Origin of the sequence: Micromonospora sp. NPDC051006, assembly GCF_044456245.1 — a bacterium.
Taxonomy (GTDB): Bacteria; Actinomycetota; Actinomycetes; order Mycobacteriales; family Micromonosporaceae; genus Micromonospora.
On the sequence record NZ_JBITFP010000001.1, the window covers coordinates 225775 to 242283 of the forward strand.

Below are 16509 nucleotides of genomic sequence, written 5' to 3' on the forward strand. Positions count from 1 at the left end.
ACTTCTTGGTTCGTACGCCCGGCGCGCCGGTCGGCGCTTAGGACTCTGTCGACAGCCTTTCCGGCCTGGCGGCCGGAGAGCTTTGTGGGTTCTGCGGCGGTGAAGCCTACAGGCCCGGTCTCACACAACCCGACCGTGGTGGTCGCGGGCGGGAAGACCCTCCCGCGACCGTCCACGGACCATCAGCTCAGGTGATTACTCACCCGTCGCCTTGGCGATGATCTCCTTCGCCACGCTCTGCGGAACCTCGGCGTAGGAGTCGAACTGCATGCTGTAGCTAGCCCGGCCCTGGGTCTTCGACCGCAGGTCGCCGACGTAGCCGAACATCTCCGACAACGGCACCAGGGCCCGGACGATGCGGGCGCCGCTGCGCTCCTCCATCGCCTGGATGATGCCGCGGCGGGAGTTGAGGTCGCCGATGACGTCACCCATGTTCTCCTCAGGAGTGGTGACCTCAACAGCCATCATCGGCTCGAGCAGCGCGGGGTCGGCCTTGCGGGCCGCCTCCTTCATCACCATCGAGCCGGCGATCTTGAATGCCATTTCCGACGAGTCGACCTCGTGGTACTGACCGTCCAGCAGCGTCAGCTTGACACCCACCAGCGGGAAGCCGGCGAGAATGCCGTACTGCATCGCGTCCTGGGCGCCCGCGTCCACCGACGGGATGAACTCCCGCGGGATGCGACCACCGGTGACGGCGTTGGCGAACTCGTAGGTCGGCGAGTCGTTGTCCAGCGGCAGCGGCTCGACGCTCACGATCACGCGGGCGTACTGGCCGGAACCACCGGTCTGCTTCTTGTGGGTGTACTCGATCTTCTCCACCTTGCGGCGGATCGTCTCGCGGTACGCCACCTGCGGCTTACCGATGTTCGCCTCGACGTTGAACTCGCGGCGCATCCGGTCGACCAGGATGTCCAGGTGCAGCTCACCCATGCCGGAGATGACCGTCTGACCGGTCTCCTCGTCCAGCTTGACGCGGAAGGTCGGGTCCTCCTCGGCCAGCCGCTGGATGGCGGTGCTGAGCTTCTCCTGGTCGGCCTTGGTCTTCGGCTCGATGGCGACCTCGATGACCGGCTCCGGGAAGGTCATCGACTCCAGGATGACCGGGTTCGCCGGGTCGCACAGCGTGTCACCGGTGGTGGTCTGCTTGAGACCCTGCACCGCGATGATGTCGCCAGCCTGGGCCGAGCCGCGCTCTTCCCGCTTGTTGGCGTGCATCTGGTAGATCTTGCCGATGCGCTCCTTGCGGTCCTTGGTGGAGTTGACCACCTGGGTGCCGGTCTCGACCACGCCGGAGTAGACCCGGACGTAGGTGAGCTTGCCAAGGTGCTTGTCGGTCTGGATCTTGAAGGCCAGGCCGGAGAAGGGCTCCGACTTGGACGGCTTCCGCTGCATCGGGGTCTCGCCGTCGGTGGCCGTACCCTCGATCGCCGGAACGTCCAGCGGCGACGGCAGGAAGTCGACGACGGCGTCGAGCATGGGCTGCACGCCCTTGTTCTTGAACGCCGAGCCGCAGAGCACCGGGTTGGCCTTGCTGGCGATGGTGGCGCGCCGGATGGCGGCCTTGATCTCCTCAACGGAGATCTCCTCGCCCTCCAGGTACTTCTCCATCACCGCGTCGTCGACGTCGGCCAGGGTCTCCATAAGCTTCTCGCGCCACTCCGCCGCGGAGTCGGCCAGCTCGGCCGGGATCTCCTCGATGGCGTAGTCCTCACCCTTCTGGGTCTCCCCGCGCCAGGTGAGGGCGCGCATGCCGATCAGGTCGACGACACCGATGTGGTCGCCCTCGAGGCCGATCGGGATCTGGAGCACCAGCGGGGTGGCGTTGAGCCGGTCGATCATCATCTGCACGCAGCGGAAGAAGTCGGCACCGGTCCGGTCGAGCTTGTTGACGAAGCACATCCGGGGAACGTGGTACTTGTCAGCCTGCCGCCAGACGTTCTCCGTCTGCGGCTCCACGCCGGCGACGCCGTCGTAGACCGCGACCGCACCGTCCAGCACCCGCAGCGACCGCTCGACCTCGACCGTGAAGTCGACGTGACCGGGCGTGTCGATGATCTGGATCGTGTGGCCCTTCCACTCACACTTGGTGGCAGCGGAGGTGATGGTGATGCCACGCTCCTGCTCCTGCTCCATCCAGTCCATGACGGCAGCGCCCTCGTGGACCTCACCGATCTTGTACGTGATACCGGTGTAGAACAGGATCCGCTCGGTGGTCGTGGTCTTACCGGCATCGATGTGCGCCATGATGCCGATGTTGCGTACGTTGGCGAGCGCGTCTGCGGCGGCCACTTCAATCCCTACTTATCGTCGTCTCGACTCAACTGGTGGCGGTTCCGGCGCCGGTCCGGCGCCGGAACCAGGGTGTTACCAGCGGTAGTGCGCGAAGGCCTTGTTGGACTCGGCCATCTTGTGCGTGTCCTCGCGCCGCTTGACGGCGGCACCCAGACCGTTGCTCGCGTCCAGCAGCTCGTTCATCAGCCGCTCGATCATGGTCTTCTCGCGACGGGCCTTGGAGTACGTCACCAGCCAGCGCAGACCGAGGGTGGTCGCGCGGGCCGGACGGACCTCGACCGGCACCTGGTAGGTCGCGCCACCGACACGGCGGCTGCGCACCTCGAGCGTCGGCTTGACGTTGTCCATCGCCCGCTTCAGGGTGACGACCGGGTCGGTGCCGGACTTCTCGCGGCAGCCCTCCAGGGCGGCGTACACGATGCGCTCGGCGAGCTGACGCTTGCCGCGCATCAGGATCTTGTTCACCAGCTGGGTGACCAACGGCGAGTTGTACACCGGGTCAGCGACCAGCGGCTTCCGCGGAGCGGGTCCCTTACGCGGCATGTCAGCTCTTCTCCTTCTTCGCGCCGTAACGGCTGCGCGCCTGCTTGCGGTTACGGACACCCTGGGTGTCCAGCGAACCGCGAACGATCTTGTAACGCACGCCGGGGAGGTCCTTCACACGACCACCGCGGACGAGCACGATCGAGTGCTCCTGCAGGTTGTGCCCCACGCCCGGGATGTAGGCGGTCACCTCGATCTGGCTGCTGAGCTTGACACGAGCGACCTTGCGCAGCGCCGAGTTCGGCTTCTTGGGGGTGGTGGTGTACACGCGGGTGCACACGCCGCGCCGCTGAGGGGAACCCTTCAGCGCCGGGGTCTTGGTCTTGCTCGTCTTAGCCTGGCGGCCCTTTCGGACCAGCTGCTGGATCGTGGGCACCGGGTTTCTCCGCTCCCTTCGGCCGCGATGTCGCGGCCGCGCCGTCTGCCGAAGCCGACCTGATGATCGGCTCTCCTACATTCCGACCAGGGCCCCGCAGGGAGGTCCCGGCACCCGCGGTCGGGCGTGTCGCCCAGCTCACGGTCCCGGTGCCGACGCTCGCGCGCGTACCGGGGTCTGTCACCGGCACGCGGGTCGCCCCGAGCCGGGTCTTTGGCTTGTGTCGTGCTGTCGCTCGATCTCCGGATCACCGGCTCCAGCGCACGCACGAGTTGCCCGGGCAGGCCCGGGCACAAGGGGAAAGGTTACCTACCACAGCCGCCCAGGTCAAAACGGAGTGGTCCGCCGAACCACGCCGCCGCGGCCGTCGGGATCTGTCCCGCCTGCGCACCCCTGATGGGCACCTACGGATACAAGTGTACCGGCTTCGCCGGAGTACGGCCCGTCGGCCCCGGGAGGTCAGTGCCACCCCAGCGGCACCGGCAGCACCAAATCCGGCCGCGCGACCCCCGCACCATCCGCACGACCGGCCACGGGGCACCCCGGCGTCACCGCCGTCGGCCCGGCCAGCACCCGCGAGTGAGACGAGTCACCGCCCGACGGCTCGATCCCCGGCGTGCCCGCATCTGCCGCCGTGTCCGACCCGGGCATGGTCGACTCCATGTCACCGATATGGGGCTGTCCGGCACCCCGGGAAACCCCCATATCGGCGATCCTGAGTCGATCAGCCTGGCCTGCCACCCCGGAGCGACGCCGCCGGCGACCGGAGCGACGCCGCCGCCAACCGGGGCGGCGCTGTCAGGCCAGGGAGACGAGCAGGGCCAGGCCCAGGCCGAGCAGGCTGAGCAGCAGGCCGGCGCCGCCACAGCTCACCCCGGCCACGGCCAGTCCCCGGCCGCTGAAGCGCACCGCCGGCGGCGGCGCCGGACGGCGGATCTGCCGCATGGCGAGCAGGCCGGCCACGATCGCGCCGGCCCCGGTGAGCGAGCCGAGCAGGGTGAACGCGCCGGCAGCCCAGACGCCGGTCCAGCTGGACCCGGTCACGCCGAAGCAGATGACCAGCACCGAGACCAGGATCGAGACGATGCCGACCACCAACGCGCCCACCGCCAGCCCGGAGGTGACCGGCGGCACGTCGAGGTGCACCACGCCGTACGGGGTGCCGGGCACCGGCTCCACTCGCTTCGGCGGGAGGCGCTGGGCGTCCGTGGGCGGCGGCGGCAGCTGCGGGCCCGGCGACGAGGCGGGTGGCGCGCCCCAGCCGGCGGGGACGGGCCCGTGCGCCGCGCCGTGGCCGGCCGGCACCAGCGGTCCCCCGCCCGAAGGGCCCGATGCGGTGCCCCAGCCGGGCGGTTGCTGCGCATCCCACGCCGTCGGCGCGCCCGGGCCGGGCGGCACCGGCGAGGCCCCGCCGGTCGGGCCCGGGGCCGTACCCCAACCGGGCGGGTGCTGCGCACCCCACGCCGTCGGCGGACCCCAGCCGGCGGGCACCGGCGGCGGACCCCAGTAGGCCGCTGTCGGTGGCGCGCCCCAGCCCGGCGATCCCGGGGCACCCGGCGCCGACCCGGGGGCACCCCAGCCGGCTGCCGGCGTCGGTGAGGTGTCTCCGCCGGGCGGTGTGCCACCCGACGGCGACGGTGCGAAGCCGGCTGACGGCTCGCCCGTCCGGTCCGTGGAGTCCGCGGGGCCGGACGCGCCCGGGTCCGGGAGGTCGGACGGGCGCGTGGGGTCACCCGATGGGGGCCGCGCCGGTTCCGTCACGGGCTTCTCCTCCTCGACAGGGCCGCCACCGACGCGACGGACACCGGCCAGGCTACCGCCGGGGAACACGCCCGCAGCCGGTGCGGGCCACTCCCCCGTCGATCAGTCAACGTTCGCGGGATAGTCGTGCCCGAACGGCGCTTCGGCCAGCCGGACCACCGCGATCACCACGACGGCCACCAGGCTGACCGCGGCGAGCACCAGCCCGGCCCAGGCGAGTCGCTCCCCCCGTCGCAGCCAGGCCGCGCCGGTCAGGAAACCCCCCGAGGCGTACGCCTCGCGACGCGCCTGCCGGGCGAGCTGGAGCGCCACCGTGGCCGGTACCAGTCCGCCGATGAACAGGCCGGTGAGCGCAGCGATCAGGCCGAGCGCGAAGACGGCCCTGGCCTTCGTCGCGCGGACCGGGTCGGGGTCCAGCGGGTGGCGCGTCCCGTGCTCCGCGACGGGTGCCTGCCCGGGAGCGGTCGTCATACCCCCATCATGCCGAACCGGGCGGCGGCCGCGTACCGGTCCGGACGCGACGAGGCCCCCGGCAGGTGCCGGGGGCCTCGTCGTTCGTGCTGCTTAGCGGTACGACCCGAAGTCGAAGTCGTCCAGCGGAACCGCCTGCCCGCTGGCCGGCCCGAACCCGTAGTCGGTCTCCGGGTAGCCGGTCATCGAGTAGACCTTGGCCTTCGCCTCCTCGGTCGGCTCCACCCGGACGTTGCGGTACTTGCTGATGCCGGTACCGGCCGGGATGAGCTTACCGATGATCACGTTCTCCTTGAGGCCGACCAGCGAGTCGCTGCGCGAGTTGATCGCAGCGTCGGTCAGCACCCGGGTGGTCTCCTGGAAGGAGGCCGCCGAGAGCCAGGAGTCGGTGGCCAGCGAGGCCTTGGTGATACCCATCAGCACCGGACGACCGGCGGCGGGCTCGCCGCCCTCCGAGACGAGTCGGCGGTTCTCCGACTCGAACAGCGCCCGGTCGACCAGCACACCCGGCAGGAACTCGGTCGCGCCGGAGTCGATGACCGTCACCCGCTTGAGCATCTGGCGAATGATGATCTCGATGTGCTTGTCGTGGATGAGCACGCCCTGCGAGCGGTAGACCTCCTGGACCTCCTGGGTCAGGTGGACCTGGACCGCGCGCGGACCGAGGATGCGCAGCAGCTCGTGCGGGTCGATGGTGCCCTCGGTGAGCTTCTCGCCGACCTCGACGTGACCGCCGTCGTGGGTCCGCAGCCGGACCCGCTTGGAGATCTTGTCGTAGACGATCTCGTCGCTACCGTCGTCCGGCACCACGATGATCTTCCGCGAGCGCTCGCCGTCCTCGATCCGGATCCGGCCGGGGGTGTCGGCGATGGGCGCCTTACCCTTCGGGACCCGGGCCTCGAAGATTTCCTGGACACGCGGCAGACCCTGGGTGATGTCCTCACCCGCGACACCACCGGTGTGGAAGGTACGCATCGTCAGCTGGGTACCCGGCTCACCGATCGACTGGGCGGCGATGATGCCGACCGCCTCGCCGACGTCCACGGTCTTGCCGGTCGGCAGCGAGCGGCCGTAGCACGCACCGCAGACGCCCAGCTTCGACTCGCAGGTGAGCACGCTGCGCACCCGGACCGTCTCCACCCCGGCGGCGACGATCTTGTCGACCCCGATGGAGTTGATGTCCTGACCCCGCTCGGCGACGACGGTGCCGTCCGGCCCCTTGATGTCGTCGGCCAGGGTACGGGCGTGCACGCTGGTCTCGGCGTGCTCGTGCACGACCAGCTTGCCGTCCACCCGCTCGCCGATCTGCATCGGGATCGCCCGGTCGGTGCCGCAGTCTTCCTCGCGGATGATGACGTCCTGCGACACGTCCACCAGACGACGGGTCAGGTAACCCGAGTCGGCGGTACGCAGCGCGGTGTCGGCGAGACCCTTACGGGCACCGTGCGTGGAGATGAAGTACTCCAGCACGGAGAGACCCTCCCGGTAGCTGGCCTTGATCGGCCGCGGGATGATCTCACCCTTCGGGTTGGCCACCAGACCACGGATCGCCGCGATCTGCCGGAGCTGGAGCAGGTTACCGCGAGCACCCGAGTTGATCATCTTCCACAGCGGGTTCTCCTGCGGCAGCGCGGTGTCCATCTCCTTGGCGACCTCGTTGGTCGCCCGGGTCCAGATCTGGATGAGCTCGCCGCGACGCTCCTCCGGGGTCATCAGACCACGCTGGTACTGCTTGTCGATCTGGTCGGCTTCCTTCTCGTACCGAGCCAGGATCTCCGCCTTGCGCGGCGGCGCGATGACGTCCTCCATGCCGATCGTCACGCCGGACCAGGTGGCCCAGTGGAAACCGGCCTCCTTGAGCCCGTCGAGGGTGGCGGCGAGCGCCACCTTCGGGAAGCGCTCGGCGAGGTCGTTGACGATCGCGGAGAGCTGACCCTTGCGGATCTCGTAGTTCACGAAGCGGTAGCCCGGGGGCAGCGTCTCGTTGAACAGGACCCGGCCGAGCGTGGTCTCCACGGTCAGCGTGTCGCCCTCGGTCCAGCCCTCCGGGGCGGTCCACGGCTCCGCGCCGGCGCCGTTGTCGACACCGACGACGTCCCGCAGCCGGATCTTCACCGGGGTCTGCAGGTGCAGCTCGCCGTTGTCGTACGCCATCCGCGCCTCGGCGTCCGAGCTGAACGCCCGGCCCTCGCCCTTCCCACCAGGGGTGAGGTGGGTGAGGTGGTAGAGGCCGATGACCATGTCCTGGGTGGGCATGGTGACCGGCTTGCCGTCGGCCGGCTTGAGGATGTTGTTCGACGACAGCATCAGGATCCGCGCCTCGGCCTGGGCCTCGGCGGAGAGCGGCACGTGCACCGCCATCTGGTCACCGTCGAAGTCGGCGTTGAACGCGGTGCAGACCAGCGGGTGGATCTGGATCGCCTTGCCCTCGACCAGCTGCGGCTCGAAGGCCTGGATGCCCAGGCGGTGCAGGGTCGGCGCCCGGTTGAGCAGCACCGGGTGCTCGCCGATGACCTCTTCCAGCACGTCCCAGACGACCGGACGCTGCCGCTCGACCATCCGCTTGGCGGACTTGATGTTCTGTGCGTGGTTGAGATCGACCAGCCGCTTCATCACGAACGGCTTGAACAGCTCCAGCGCCATCTGCTTGGGCAGGCCGCACTGGTGCAGCTTGAGCTTCGGGCCGACCACGATGACCGAACGGCCGGAGTAGTCGACGCGCTTGCCCAGCAGGTTCTGCCGGAACCGGCCCTGCTTGCCCTTGAGCATGTCGGAGAGCGACTTCAGCGGACGGTTACCCGGACCGGTGACCGGCCGGCCGCGGCGGCCGTTGTCGAACAGCGCGTCGACGGCCTCCTGGAGCATCCGCTTCTCGTTGTTGACGATGATCTCGGGCGCGCCGAGGTCGATCAGCCGCTTGAGGCGGTTGTTCCGGTTGATCACCCGGCGGTACAGGTCGTTCAGGTCGGAGGTCGCGAAGCGGCCACCGTCCAGCTGCACCATCGGACGCAGGTCCGGCGGGATGACCGGCACGCAGTCGAGCACCATGCCGAGCGGCGAGTTGCGGGTGTTCAGGAACGCCGCCACGACCTTGAGCCGCTTGAGCGCCCGGATCTTCCGCTGCCCCTTGCCGGAGCGGATGGTCTCGCGAAGGCTCTCCGCCTCGGCGTCGAGGTCCATGTTCTGGACCAGGGCCTTGATCGCCTCGGCGCCCATGCTGCCGGTGAAGTACTCGCCGAACCGGTCCCGCAGCTCGCGGTAGAGCAGCTCGTCGGTGACCAGCTGCTTCGGCTCGAGCTTGCGGAAGGTGTCCAGCACCTCGTCCAGGCGGTCGATCTCGCGCTGGGCCCGGTCGCGGATCTGGCGCATCTCGCGCTCTCCGCCCTCCTTGACCTTGCGCCGGACGTCCGCCTTGGCACCCTCGGCCTCCAGCTCGGCCAGGTCGGCCTCGAGCTTGGCGGCCCGCTTCTCGATCTCCGAGTCGCGGCTGTTCTCGGCCTGCCGCTTCTCGGCCAGGATCTCGTTCTCGATCGTCGAGAGGTCACGGTGACGCGACTCGGCGTCCACGCTCGTCACGACGTACGAGGCGAAGTAGATGATCTTCTCGAGGTCCTTGGGGGCGAGGTCCAGCAGGTAGCCCAGCCGGCTCGGCACGCCCTTGAAGTACCAGATGTGGGTGACCGGAGCGGCCAGCTCGATGTGGCCCATCCGCTCGCGGCGGACCTTGGAGCGGGTCACCTCGACGCCACAGCGCTCGCAGATGATGCCCTTGAACCGGACCCGCTTGTACTTACCGCAGTAGCACTCCCAGTCCCGCTGCGGACCGAAGATCTTCTCGCAGAAGAGCCCGTCCTTCTCCGGCTTCAGGGTGCGGTAGTTGATGGTCTCCGGCTTCTTGACCTCGCCGTGCGACCACTGACGGATGTCGTCGGCGGTCGCCAGCCCAATTCGCAACTCGTCGAAAAAGTTGACGTCGAGCACGTTATATATCCCTCACACGTCGCTTGTGCGCCAGCAGCTCATCGGGGTCGGGGTTCCGGGGGCGGTGACCCGCCCCCGGAACCTCGACGTCACACTTCCTCGACCGAGCTCGGCTCGCGCCGGGACAGGTCGATGCCCAGCTCCTCGGCGGCCCGGAACACCTCGTCGTCGGTCTCGCGCATCTCCAGGGCCACGCCGTCGCTGGAAAGCACCTCGACATTGAGGCACAGCGACTGCAGCTCCTTGAGGAGCACCTTGAACGACTCCGGGATGCCCGGCTCCGGGATGTTCTCGCCCTTGACGATGGCCTCGTAGACCTTCACCCGGCCGAGAACGTCGTCGGACTTGATCGTCAGCAGCTCCTGCAGGGCGTACGCGGCGCCGTACGCCTGCATCGCCCAGCACTCCATCTCACCGAAGCGCTGGCCACCGAACTGCGCCTTACCACCCAGCGGCTGCTGCGTGATCATCGAGTACGGACCGGTCGACCGAGCGTGGATCTTGTCGTCGACCAGGTGGTTGAGCTTCAGGATGTAGATGTAGCCGACCGCGATCGGGTCCGGCAGCGGCTCGCCGGAGCGACCGTCGAACAGCTGCGCCTTGCCGCTGGAGCCGATCAGCTGGTTGCCGTCCCGGTTGGGCAGGGTCGACGCGAGCAGACCGGAGATCTCCGCCTCGCGGGCACCGTCGAAGACCGGAGTGGCCACGTTGGTGTCCGGCTCGGACTCGTTGGCGCCGATCGAGTGGAGCTGACGCTTCCAGTCGGTGTCCTCGCCGTCGACCTTCCAGCCGGTCTTGGCCACCCACCCGAGGTGGGTCTCCAGGACCTGACCGATGTTCATCCGGCTCGGCACGCCGAGCGGGTTGAGCACGATGTCGACCGGGGTGCCGTCCTCAAGGAACGGCATGTCCTCGATCGGAAGGATCTTGGAGATGACGCCCTTGTTGCCGTGCCGGCCGGCGAGCTTGTCGCCGTCCTGGATCTTCCGCTTCTGGGCGACGTAGACCCGTACCAGCTCGTTGACACCCGGCGGCAGCTCGTCGCCGTCCTCGCGGGAGAAGGTACGCACGCCGATGACCGTGCCGGTCTCACCGTGCGGCACCTTCAGCGAGGTGTCCCGGACCTCGCGCGCCTTCTCGCCGAAGATCGCGCGGAGCAGCCGCTCCTCCGGGGTCAGCTCGGTCTCACCCTTGGGCGTGACCTTGCCGACCAGGATGTCGCCGGGGACGACCTCGGCGCCGATCCGGATGATGCCGCGCTCGTCGAGGTCGGCGAGCATTTCCTCGCTGACGTTCGGGATGTCGCGGGTGATCTCCTCCGGACCGAGCTTGGTGTCCCGGGCGTCGACCTCGTGCTCCTCGATGTGGATCGAGGTGAGCACGTCCTGCTGCACGAGGCGCTGCGACAGGATGATCGCGTCCTCGTAGTTGTGCCCCTCCCAGGTCATGAAGGCCACGAGCAGGTTGCGCCCGAGTGCCATCTCGCCCTCGTCGGTGCACGGACCGTCGGCGATGACCTGACCGGCCTCGACGCGGTCGCCCTCGAAGACCACCGGCTTCTGGTTGACGCAGGAGCCGGCGTTGGAGCGGCGGAACTTGTGCAGCAGGTAGGTCCGGCGGTGGCCGTCGTCCTGGTGCACGGTGATGTAGTCGGCGCAGAGGTCCTCGATGACCCCGCCGACCTCGGCGACGACCACGTCACCGGCGTCGACGGCGGCCCGGTACTCCATGCCGGTGCCGACCAGCGGCGACTCGGCCTTGACCAGCGGCACCGCCTGGCGCTGCATGTTCGCGCCCATCAGCGCCCGGTTGGCGTCGTCGTGCTCGAGGAACGGGATCATCGCGGTGGCGACCGAGGTCATCTGCCGCGGCGACACGTCCATGTAGTCCACGGCGCCCGGCGCGACGTCCTCGGTCTCGCCGCCCTTACGGCGGACCAGGACGCGATCCTCGGCGAACGTGCCGTCGGCCTTCAGCGGCGCGTTGGCCTGGGCCTTGACGAACCGGTCCTCCTCGTCCGCGGTCAGGTAGTCGATCTGGTCGGTGACCCGACCCTCGACGACCTTCCGGTACGGCGTCTCGATGAAGCCGAACGGGTTGACCCGGGCGAAGGTGGAGAGCGCGCCGATCAGGCCGATGTTCGGGCCTTCCGGCGTCTCGATCGGGCACATCCGGCCGTAGTGGGACGGGTGCACGTCGCGGACCTCGAAGCCGGCCCGCTCCCGGGACAGACCACCCGGGCCGAGCGCGCTCAGCCGGCGCCGGTGGGTCAGACCCGCCAGCGGGTTGGTCTGGTCCATGAACTGGGACAGCTGCGACGTACCGAAGAACTCCTTGATCGCCGCCACCACCGGGCGGATGTTGATCAGGGTCTGCGGCGTGATCGCCTCGACGTCCTGCGTGGTCATCCGCTCGCGGACGACCCGCTCCATCCGGGACAGGCCGACCCGGACCTGGTTCTGGATCAGCTCGCCCACGGTACGCAGGCGCCGGTTGCCGAAGTGGTCGATGTCGTCGGCCTCGTAGCCCTCCTCACCGGCGTGCAGCCGGCAGAGGTACTCCACGGTGGCGACGATGTCGTCCTCGGTCAGCGTGCCGGTGGTGATCGGCACTTCCAGCTCGAGCTTCTTGTTGAACTTGTAACGACCGACCTTGGCGACGTCGTACCGCTTCGGGTTGAAGAAGAGGTTGTCGAGCAGGGTCTGGGCGTTCTCGCGCGTCGGCGGCTCGCCAGGGCGCAGCTTGCGGTAGATGTCTAGCAGCGCCTCATCGGCGCCGGCGATGTGGTCCTTCTCGAGCGTGGTCATCATCAGCTCGGACCAGCCGAACCGCTCGCGGATGCGCTCGGCCGACCATCCGATGGCCTTGAGCAGGACCGTGACGGCCTGCCGACGCTTGCGGTCGATGCGGACGCCGACCGTGTCGCGCTTGTCGATGTCGAACTCCAGCCAGGCACCCCGGCTCGGGATGACCTTGACGCTGGAGAGGTCGCGGTCGGAGGTCTTGTCCGGCTGCTTGTCGAAGTAGACGCCCGGGGACCGGACGAGCTGGCTGACCACCACGCGCTCGGTGCCGTTGATGATGAAGGTGCCCTTGGGCGTCATCATCGGGAAGTCACCCATGAACACCGTCTGGCTCTTGATCTCGCCAGTGGTGTTGTTGGTGAACTCCGCGGTCACGAACAGCGGGGCACAGTAGGTCAGGTCCTTCTCCTTGCACTCCTCGATCGAGGCCTTGACCTCGTCGAAGCGCGGAGCCGAGAAGGAAAGCGACATGGTGCCGGAGAAGTCCTCAATGGGACTGATCTCGTCGAGGATCTCCGCGAGACCCGAGCGTGCGTGCGGGTCGTCCGCCGACCGGCCCTGCCAAGCCTCGTTGCCGACGAGCCAGTCGAAGGACTCGTTCTGGATGGCAAGGAGGTTGGGGACCTCGAGGTGTTCGGTGATCCTGCCGAATGAAACTCGGCGGGGAGCGAAAGCGCTCGACGTACGACTGGTCTTCGCAGGGCGGGAAGCTGCCAAGATGCGTCCTTCCGAGGACCGGTGCTGCAGAACGGCTGGTACGCGTGCACTCCAATGACCCCACCAGAAATATCCGCAAACGGACATTTCCGCGCAGGGGTCAAGACGGAAGGCAGCGCAAACTAGCAGTGTAGCCGAGAGGCTAACCGCTGTCCAGCCCACCCCGCAGGTCATTGCGGAACGTGCCTCGGGACGCCGGAAAACCGGGTCAACCGGGCCGCTCGGAACGCAACGCCCTGCCGGGCCGCCTGGGTGCTGCGGCCGATGGTGCCGGTGCCGCATTACCCACGTGGTGGCCGTCGCAAGCGCGGAAGGTCTTGCTGGTGTCAGCGTGCCTGGCAGCCCGGGGCCGCGTCAAGGGCCGGCCACCGGGTCGCGGCGTCTTTCCCGCCGGCCCGGCACCGCGGTCCGCCGCCGCCGTACCGGCCCCAGGTCCCGGACGCCCTGCTCACGCGCGGTGTCGCCGGGGTCACCAACACGACGGGCGGCGATCCGGTGTCGGATCGCCGCCCGCCGCGACGCGGTGTGTGCTCCGGCTCACTGAGCCGGACACGCGCAGGTGGAGCTCAGGTCACTTGAGGGTGACCTTGGCGCCCTCGCCCTCGAGCTTGGCCTTGGCCTTCTCGGCGGTCTCCTTGTTGGCCTTCTCCAGGACGGCCTTCGGAGCGGCCTCGACCAGGTCCTTGGCCTCCTTGAGGCCCAGGCCGGTCAGCTCGCGCACGACCTTGATGACCTGGATCTTCTTGCCACCGTCGGCGTCGAGGATTACGTCGAACTCGTCCTTCTCCGGCTCCGCCTCGGCGGCGGCCGGGGCGCCACCGGCGGCGGCCACGGCGACCGGGGCGGCAGCGGTGACCTCGAAGGTGGTCTCGAACTGCTTCACGAACTCGGAGAGCTCGATCAGCGTCATCTCCTTGAACGCGTCGAGCAGCTCGTCGGTGCTGAGCTTCGCCATGTCTGGCGTCCTTTCAACGTAAGTTACTAAGACTGAACTGGGTACGCCGGGAGGCCTCAGGCCACCTCGGCGCCCTCCTTCTCGCGCTTGTCCTGCAGTGCCGCCGCCAGGCGGGCGGTCTTCGACAGCGGGGCCTGGAACAGGGCCGCGGCCTTGCTCAGGTTGCCCTTCATCGCGCCGGCCAGCTTGGCCAGCAGCACCTCACGGGACTCCAGGTCGGCGAGCTTCGTGACCTCGGCCGCGGAAATGGCCTTGCCCTCGAAGACGCCGCCCTTGATGACGAGCTTCGGGTTGGCCTTCGCGAAGTCGCGAAGCCCCTTCGCCGCCTCGACGACGTCGCCCGAAACGAAAGTCAGCGCGGTAGGACCGGAGAACAGCTCGTCGAGGCCGGAGATACCCGCGTCCGTCGCAGCACGCTTGGCCAGCGTGTTCTTCGCGACCGTGTAGGTGGTCTCCTTGCCGAGCGAGCGCCGGAGCTGGGTGAGCTGGGAAACCGTCAGACCGCGGTACTCGGTCAGCACGGTGGCACCCGCGCTGCGGAAGCTCTCGGTCAGCTCAGCGACGGCCGTGGCCTTGTCGGCCCGGATCGGCTTGTCCGCCATGTCCCTCCTCTCTCGTTGCTCGAGGCTGGTCGCCGTCGGAAGCGGTCGCTCTCGACGGCAGCTCAGGAAACGCGACAACGAAAAAGCCCCGGCGCAGGGCGCACGGGGCGAGGGCCGGCGGGTGGACACGGTCGGCGGACCATGTTTCCTGCCGAGTTACGCTTGCCGCCCTACGCGGGTCGCCCGTCGTCGCGGGACCTTCGACCGTGCCGGAGCACGGTGACCAGCGGTCTCTGGGTGGTTCCTCATCCATGACAACACGGATGACGGTTGAACAGTACGCGACCTCGCCACCAGCGCCAAATCGCCCCCTGTGCTCCCGGCCACACCGGCCGGGCGCCCGGATCCCCCGATCCGGTCAGCCCCGGGCCCGGCGCCGCCACAGGTAGCCGCCGGCCGCCGCGCTGCTCCACGCCAGCGCCCAGGCGGTCAGCCCGAGCAGGGTGAGCGCGGCGGCGTCGCCGGCGGTGGTCCGGGCGGTGGCCATGATCGGCGGCGCCAGCCAGGGCGCCACCGAGCCGCTGAGGCCGAGCACCACCGCGCCGACGCCGCCGAGGGCGAGCACCACGACGCCGTACCCGGCACTGCCGACCGACGCCCGGCTGGCCAGCGCCCCGAGGGCCACCGCGGCGGGTACGGCCAGCAGGTGCGCCCACAGCCCCAGGGCGACGCCGACCGGCACCGACCGGTCCCCCGGCTCGACCGGACCGGTGACCCCGCCGACGAGCCACGGGAAGACCAGCGCGACGGCCACCGCGACCAGCGCCGCCAGGGTGGCGGCGAGCAGCCCGGCAAGCCGTTCCCGGGCGACACCGACCGCAACCTGGGCCATCCGGCGCTGCACGTCCGGCTCGACGTCCAGCAGGATCTTGGTCTGCCAGGCCAGCACGGGAAAGAGCACCACCGCCGAGACGCCGTACGCCTCGGCCGGCTGGGCCCGGCCGCCGCCGTAGAGGGTGCCGAGCGCGACCAGGCCGGCGAGCAGCGGCGCGAGCGCCCGGCCGGTGCGCAGCAAACCGGCCAGCCGCAGCCGCACCAGGGCGATCATCGCGCCTCCCCGGCGGCCGGCTCGACCACCACATCGGCGGTGTCCCCGGTCGCCGCCCGCTCCGGCGGGATGCCGGGCCGGGCGTCGGGGCGTACCCGCAGCACCTGGTGGCCCTCGGCGCGCAGCCGGGCGACGGTGCCGGCGACCCGCGCGGCGGGCACCGCGACCTCGACCACGGCGAGCGTCTCGTCCGCCGGTGGCGCCTCCTCGGTCACCGTGCCGTCGGCGACCATCCACCGGTGCGCGCCCGGCAGCCGGACCGTCTCGCCCCGATGGTCGCTGACCAGGACCGAGCCGCCGGCGGTCAGCACCTCGTCGACGAGCTCGGGCACCAGCTCGCGGGTGGCGGCGTCCAGGCCCTCCCACGGCTCGTCGAGCACCAGCAGGCCGGGTGGGCGCAGCATCGCCTGGGCCAGGCCGACCTTCTGGGCTGTGCCCTTGGACAGCTCCGGCAGCCGGACCGCGCGGAACGCGGCCAACCCGAGCCGGTCGGTCCAGGCCGTCACCGCCTTGTCGGCCGCCGCGCGGCCCAGCCCGGCCACCCGGGCCATTCCGGTCAGGTAGCGGTCCACGGTGAAGGGCTGGTCGGCCGGAAAGCGCTCCGGGACCCAGCCCACCCGGGCGGGGCGCTCGGTCACCCGGCCCCGGCCCGGCCGGAGCACTCCGGCGGCCACCTGGAGCAGCGTCGACTTGCCCACCCCGTTGCGGCCCAGCACGACCGCCACCTCACCCGGACCGATCCGTACCCGCACGTCCCGCAGCACCCACGGCCCGCGCCGGTGGTACCGCAACCAGACGTTCTCCAGCCGCATGCGGTCGAGCCTGCCACACCTCAGACGCGCCGGGGGGGGGGGGCGGGGGCGGGGGGGGGGCCCGGGCCCCCCCCCGCGGGGGGGGGGGGGGGGGCGCGCCCCCGCCCGCGACCGTTCTCACGAAGCGACGGAGGCGCGCCGCCG

At 69.8% G+C, this 16509-nt stretch carries 11 protein-coding genes; all 11 read right to left on the bottom strand.

Annotation, left to right across the window (positions count from 1 at the left end; genetic code table 11):
• Window positions 1–195: 195 nt before the first annotated feature.
• The 11 genes from fusA to ACIBBA_RS01125 all read right to left on the bottom strand — a co-directional run bounded on the left by fusA (window position 196) and on the right by ACIBBA_RS01125 (window position 16365).
• Window positions 196–2292, bottom strand: coding sequence for an elongation factor G (fusA, locus tag ACIBBA_RS01075; protein WP_350871194.1), 2097 nt, complete (start codon window positions 2290–2292; stop codon window positions 196–198).
• 75 nt (window positions 2293–2367) lie between these two features.
• On the bottom strand, window positions 2368–2838 hold the full coding sequence (gene rpsG, locus ACIBBA_RS01080) for a 30S ribosomal protein S7 (protein WP_091242043.1): 471 nt from the start codon (window positions 2836–2838) through the stop codon (window positions 2368–2370).
• Between the two features lies 1 nt (window position 2839).
• The gene (gene rpsL, locus ACIBBA_RS01085) at window positions 2840–3214 is read right to left on the bottom strand and encodes a 30S ribosomal protein S12 (RefSeq protein WP_014440718.1); all 375 of its coding nucleotides are present in this window, start codon (window positions 3212–3214) and stop codon (window positions 2840–2842) included.
• 798 nt (window positions 3215–4012) lie between these two features.
• Window positions 4013–4393, bottom strand: a complete 381-nt coding sequence (locus ACIBBA_RS01090) for a hypothetical protein (protein WP_396693398.1) — start codon at window positions 4391–4393, stop codon at window positions 4013–4015.
• A gap of 684 nt (window positions 4394–5077) precedes the next feature.
• The gene (locus tag ACIBBA_RS01095) at window positions 5078–5446 is read right to left on the bottom strand and encodes a hypothetical protein (RefSeq protein ID WP_350871191.1); all 369 of its coding nucleotides are present in this window, start codon (window positions 5444–5446) and stop codon (window positions 5078–5080) included.
• A gap of 93 nt (window positions 5447–5539) precedes the next feature.
• Window positions 5540–9427 (bottom strand): DNA-directed RNA polymerase subunit beta', encoded by a 3888-nt coding sequence (locus ACIBBA_RS01100; RefSeq protein ID WP_350871188.1) that lies wholly within the window; start codon window positions 9425–9427, stop codon window positions 5540–5542.
• Window positions 9428–9516: 89 nt separating this feature from the next.
• The gene (locus ACIBBA_RS01105) at window positions 9517–12948 is read right to left on the bottom strand and encodes a DNA-directed RNA polymerase subunit beta (RefSeq protein WP_350871185.1); all 3432 of its coding nucleotides are present in this window, start codon (window positions 12946–12948) and stop codon (window positions 9517–9519) included.
• A 571-nt stretch (window positions 12949–13519) separates the two neighbouring features.
• Complete coding sequence (gene rplL, locus ACIBBA_RS01110; protein WP_350871182.1) at window positions 13520–13903, bottom strand: 50S ribosomal protein L7/L12; 384 nt, start codon at window positions 13901–13903, stop codon at window positions 13520–13522.
• A gap of 56 nt (window positions 13904–13959) precedes the next feature.
• Window positions 13960–14505 (bottom strand): 50S ribosomal protein L10, encoded by a 546-nt coding sequence (rplJ, locus tag ACIBBA_RS01115; RefSeq protein WP_396692585.1) that lies wholly within the window; start codon window positions 14503–14505, stop codon window positions 13960–13962.
• A 358-nt stretch (window positions 14506–14863) separates the two neighbouring features.
• A complete protein-coding gene (locus tag ACIBBA_RS01120) occupies window positions 14864–15553 on the bottom strand; it encodes a hypothetical protein (RefSeq protein ID WP_396692587.1) in 690 nt (229 codons plus the stop codon).
• Window positions 15550–16365 (bottom strand): ATP-binding cassette domain-containing protein, encoded by an 816-nt coding sequence (locus ACIBBA_RS01125; protein ID WP_396692589.1) that lies wholly within the window; start codon window positions 16363–16365, stop codon window positions 15550–15552. The genes ACIBBA_RS01120 and ACIBBA_RS01125 overlap by 4 nt, the downstream gene beginning before the upstream one ends.
• Window positions 16366–16509 lie beyond the last annotated feature (144 nt).

What these genes read in the sequence shown, in the direction of transcription:
- rpsG (WP_091242043.1), bottom strand. Translation starts at nt 2,838, where the DNA reads ATGCCGCGTAAGGGACCCGCTCCGCGGAAGCCGCTGGTCGCTGACCCG.
- ACIBBA_RS01095 (WP_350871191.1), bottom strand. Translation starts at nt 5,446, where the DNA reads ATGACGACCGCTCCCGGGCAGGCACCCGTCGCGGAGCACGGGACGCGC.
- rplL (WP_350871182.1), bottom strand. Translation starts at nt 13,903, where the DNA reads ATGGCGAAGCTCAGCACCGACGAGCTGCTCGACGCGTTCAAGGAGATG.
- rplJ (WP_396692585.1), bottom strand. Translation starts at nt 14,505, where the DNA reads ATGGCGGACAAGCCGATCCGGGCCGACAAGGCCACGGCCGTCGCTGAG.
- ACIBBA_RS01120 (WP_396692587.1), bottom strand. Translation starts at nt 15,553, where the DNA reads ATGATCGCCCTGGTGCGGCTGCGGCTGGCCGGTTTGCTGCGCACCGGC.
- ACIBBA_RS01125 (WP_396692589.1), bottom strand. Translation starts at nt 16,365, where the DNA reads ATGCGGCTGGAGAACGTCTGGTTGCGGTACCACCGGCGCGGGCCGTGG.